Genomic DNA, 3,307 nt, shown 5'->3' with positions numbered 1-3,307 from the left:
CGGCGGCGCTGCGCGAGGCGTTGTTGGTGACGAAGAACGCGCGGCTTGGCACCTCGGCCAGCGCCTGCACCGCGCCTTCGGTGGGCCGGCGGCCGCGGAACAACGTCCCATCCAGGTCCAGCAGCAGGCAATCGTATTGGCGCGCAACGCTTGTCATCTCAGCCCAGCTCGCTGACCCGGTCTTCGGCGTCGGTGACGCCTTCGACATCGGCGGCCGCCGAGCGCAGGAACCATTGCAGCGCTTCGTCGTTGCGGCCCAGCGCCAGCAGCGTGTCGGCGTAGGCGTAGAACAGCCGCGCCGCCGTCGAGCCCGTGCGGGTGGGGTCCAGTTGCGGCGTGGACAGCACGGTCAGCGCCTGCTCCAGCTGGCCGAGGTCCGCGCGGGCGCCCGCGGCGACGATGCGCAACTCGTCGGCGTCGTCGCCTTCCAGCCGGGCCGCCTCCGGCCCGCGGGCGAGTTCGATCGCCCGTTCCGGGCGGCCAAGTCCGCGTTCGCAATCCGCGATCAGCGCGAGCAGGTTGGACTTGCTGCCCATCCTGCGGGCGGCGCGCAATTCGGCCAGCGCCTGCGCCCAGTCGCCGCAGTGATAAGCGGCGATCCCGACGGCCTCGCGAATCGCGGCGATCCTGCTGGAGCGGGCGCGGGCGGCGCGGGCGTGGCTCAGCGCCGCCTCAGGGTCTTCGTCGAGGAGCTCGCCGGCGGCAACCAGGTGGCGTGCCACCGCGTCGGCCGTGGCGCGGTCCAGGGTGCTCAGTTCACCGCGGATCTCGGGCGCCAGCTGCCGGGCGTCCACGCCGGGCGGTATCGGCGGCCCGGGTTCGGGCGTGCGAGGGCCGTCGGGCTTCTGCGGCTGGGCCGGACGCGCGCGGCCCGGGCCCGACCACGCGCCGGATGGGCGCGGGCGCCGTTCGCCCCGCTGCCGCTGCCTGTCGTCGACCACGCAGCCGAGGATACGGGGGCGCCGACCGCTAGTACGCCGTGAGCCGGTTCTGCAGCAACGGCGCTATCACCGCCGGGCAGTAGTTGGCGACGGCAACGATGGTGAACAGGCCGGCCGACTCGTAGCCCAGGCCGCTGCGGCTGGCCATCTGATCGGCGACCGAGTCGAAGGACTGACCCGGCATGACCAGCATCGGGCACACCGACTGACCCAGCGCGAGGGCGCTCTCCGGGTGCGGGTAGGTGATACCGGCGTTGGACAGGGCCATCAGGAACGCGTTTCCCCGCATGTCGGCACGGACGGGCGCGGCCAAGGGCGCGGCGATCCCGGCCACGCAGGCACCCACCCCCAGGACACGCAGCAGGACCCGTTCCACACGCCAGAGGGACATCACCGTGACCACCCTGGCCAATGCGGGTCACAGCCGCAACACGGTGCGGTAAAGATTTGCGCACCAACGCGTTTTGCGGGTGCGTTCCTAAACCTTTTCGATCCCCGCGATGGTTGACCACGCTGTCGGATTGACACGGCGGCCGTGGCGGCGGGCGAGGGAGGCGGCGGTCTGCGGGTCGGCGGGCAGAAACGCTTCCAGACGCAGCTCCGACACGCTGACGTCGAGGGCCGTGACGAAGGTCGCGATCGTCGCGACCAGCCGCACGTCACCGTCGGGGCAGCGCAGGTGCAGCGGCACCGCGAAGCCCAGCGATTCGACCGGCCGCCCGCCCGGCGCCGGCAGGCCGTAACCCTCGAGTTCCTCCGTCAGCGCATCGATGCGCGGGTGCGGGCCGCGTTCGCGCAAGCCGTGCAGAATGTGGCGCCGCCAGTCGTCGAGATTCACGATGCGCGGCGCCATACCCTCCGGGTGCAACGCGACACGCAGTACGTTGACCGGTGGCTCCAGCAGCGACCCGGCCACCCCGTCGGTCAGCACCCCCAAAGCAGCGTTGGCGGCAACCAGCTCGCCGAAGCCGTCCATCACCAACGCCGGATACGGCAGGTGGCCGTCGAGAACATGCTGCAGCGCCTCACGCACGGGCCGCAGGAGCGGCGCGTCCGGGCGTGACTCCGGGTACGCCGGAGCGAAGCCCGCCGCCGACAGCAGCGCGTTGCGTTGCCGCAGCGTCAGCCTTAGTGAGTCGGCCAGTCGGCTGACGATGTCGCGCCCGGGCGCCGATCGGCCCTGCTCCAGAAAGCTCAGGTGCCGCTGGGTGGTGCCGGCGTCGTTCGCCAGGTCGACCTGGCTGAGCCGGCGCCGATTGCGCCATTCGCGGAGCACCGTACCGAAGTCCGCCGGCGTCGCAGTGGACATGCACACAGTCAACCCGCGAACGATTCTGGGCGCTATTCCTTGCAGGGAATTGCCGCCCATCCCTACGGGCGACACGATCGCGGTATGAGTCAGCCGCTCCAGTTCGGTGTCATGCCACCCCTGGCCGCCGAGCCCTGGGCAGGTGCCGACCTGCGCCGACTCCTCGACTTCGCCCGCGCAATCGAGGATCTGGGGTTCGACTCGGTGTGGGCAAACGACTCGTTGGTGCGGCCCCGCATCGAAGCGCTGACGTTTCTGTCGGCCACGGCCGCGGTCACCGATCGCATAACCCTGGGCACCGCGGCCTTGCAGCCAGCGCTCCGGCGGCCCGTGCAGACCGCGCAGGTGCTCGCCTCTATCGACCGGTTGTCGGGCGGACGGTTGACCGTGGCGGTCGGCGCTGGCTTTCCGGGGTTGTCAGAGGTCGAATATGCCGCCTCGGAGGTGCCGTGGAGTCGACGGTTCGCACGCCTCGATGACACGGTCGCGCTGTGGCGTCAGCTCTGGAACACCAAGGAGCCCAGCTCGTTTCACGGTGCCGTGCTGCACCTCGAAGAAATCCCGGCCGGCATCACGCCGTTCGATGGGTTCGGCCCGCCCGTGTGGCTGGCGGGCGACACATCGGGCGCCCGGGCCCGTGCCGGCAGGATGTACGACGGGTGGCTCCCCTATCCGCCGGTGTCCGAGAGTTATCGGTCAGGTCTGGGCGAGGTGCGCGCCGCCGCCGAAGACACCGGCCGCGGGGCCGACGCCGTCACGCCCGCGCTGTTTGTCACCGTCCTGGTGACGGAGGATGCCGATGGTGGTCGGGCCGCGCTGGACCACTTCGCCACCAGCACATATGGATTCGGCATCGACATCGTCGAGCAGATCCAGACCTTCGCCGCGGGTACACCCGACGCCGTCATCGCTCGGCTGGCGAGCTTCATCGACGCCGGGGCTCGGCACATCGTCTGCCGCCCGGGTGTCCCCGGTCCTGACGGGTTCGTCGAGCAGCTGCAGCAGCTGCGGTTCGTGAAGGAGGCGCTCCGATGACCGCGACACCGGCACGGCTGGA

4 protein-coding genes and 1 pseudogene are annotated in these 3,307 nt (G+C 70.8%); 1 reads left to right on the top strand and 4 read right to left on the bottom strand.

What is annotated here, in order from left to right; genetic code table 11:
* From A9X04_RS30485 to A9X04_RS16670, 4 genes and pseudogenes are all read right to left on the bottom strand, one after another.
* A pseudogene (locus A9X04_RS30485) lies at positions 1–157 on the bottom strand (HAD family hydrolase); the annotation flags it as partial.
* A gap of 1 nt (position 158) precedes the next feature.
* On the bottom strand, positions 159–941 hold the full coding sequence (locus A9X04_RS16680; RefSeq protein WP_082975040.1) for a tetratricopeptide repeat protein: 783 nt from the start codon (positions 939–941) through the stop codon (positions 159–161).
* Between the two features lie 28 nt (positions 942–969).
* Positions 970–1,344 (bottom strand): DUF732 domain-containing protein, encoded by a 375-nt coding sequence (locus tag A9X04_RS16675; RefSeq protein WP_082975038.1) that lies wholly within the window; start codon positions 1,342–1,344, stop codon positions 970–972.
* A gap of 75 nt (positions 1,345–1,419) precedes the next feature.
* On the bottom strand, positions 1,420–2,250 hold the full coding sequence (locus A9X04_RS16670) for a helix-turn-helix domain-containing protein (RefSeq protein WP_067922549.1): 831 nt from the start codon (positions 2,248–2,250) through the stop codon (positions 1,420–1,422).
* A gap of 84 nt (positions 2,251–2,334) precedes the next feature.
* On the opposite strand from A9X04_RS16670, the gene A9X04_RS16665 reads away from it, so the two are divergent.
* The gene (locus A9X04_RS16665) at positions 2,335–3,285 is read left to right on the top strand and encodes an LLM class flavin-dependent oxidoreductase (RefSeq protein WP_082975037.1); all 951 of its coding nucleotides are present in this window, start codon (positions 2,335–2,337) and stop codon (positions 3,283–3,285) included.
* Positions 3,286–3,307 lie beyond the last annotated feature (22 nt).

This window comes from Mycobacterium sp. E3247, assembly GCF_001667785.1.
Lineage (GTDB): Bacteria > Actinomycetota > Actinomycetes > Mycobacteriales > Mycobacteriaceae > Mycobacterium.
Note: the sequence above shows the minus strand (reverse complement) of the source record. Positions and strands in the feature narration are given on the sequence as shown.